A 501-nucleotide genomic window follows, 5' to 3' on the forward strand; every position below is an offset into this window, starting at 1 on the left:
TGGTTATTTGCAACAGTGCCCTTCAGCTTACCATTCGTGGTTATTTGCAACAGTGCCGTAATTCCACCCAGGAAGAATGCCAAGCCCTGGAAAGATTCTAAAATCAGTTCAATAGAACGAAATGAGTTACTTCAAACGGTTAAGCATTTAGGCAGAACCCTATGGAAAAAATGGTCGGGCTATCACCGTCGCAGTTTGGTGGAAACCAAGATGCATTGCATCAAATTATTAGGAGATAAGCTGACGGCAAGACATTTTCAAAGTCAGGTCAATGAAGTTCATGCGCGTGTGGCAGTTCTGAATAGATTTACGGAATTAGGTAGACCTCACACCCAAGTTGTCACTTAAATTTGAATGGATTGGGGAAAACTCAGCTTTTGAATGTTTATGCAACAAAGCCGGTTTTAGTTATAAACTTATTCATTCAGGAATTATATTGCTGAATGAATAAGTCTAATTGATTTATTTATGCAACCCAACTATTCATTTGATTCATTTGAT

At 38.3% G+C, this 501-nt stretch carries 1 protein-coding gene; it reads left to right on the plus strand.

Annotated elements, in window-relative coordinates:
* The coding region (locus tag B3143_RS04045; RefSeq protein WP_349677409.1) for a transposase at nt 1–348 on the plus strand (348 nt) is incomplete at its 5' end.
* Between the last annotated feature and the right edge of the window lie 153 nt (nt 349–501).

Source organism: Acinetobacter sp. UBA1496, from assembly GCF_002324975.1.
GTDB classification, from domain to species: Bacteria; Pseudomonadota; Gammaproteobacteria; order Pseudomonadales; family Moraxellaceae; genus Acinetobacter; species Acinetobacter variabilis.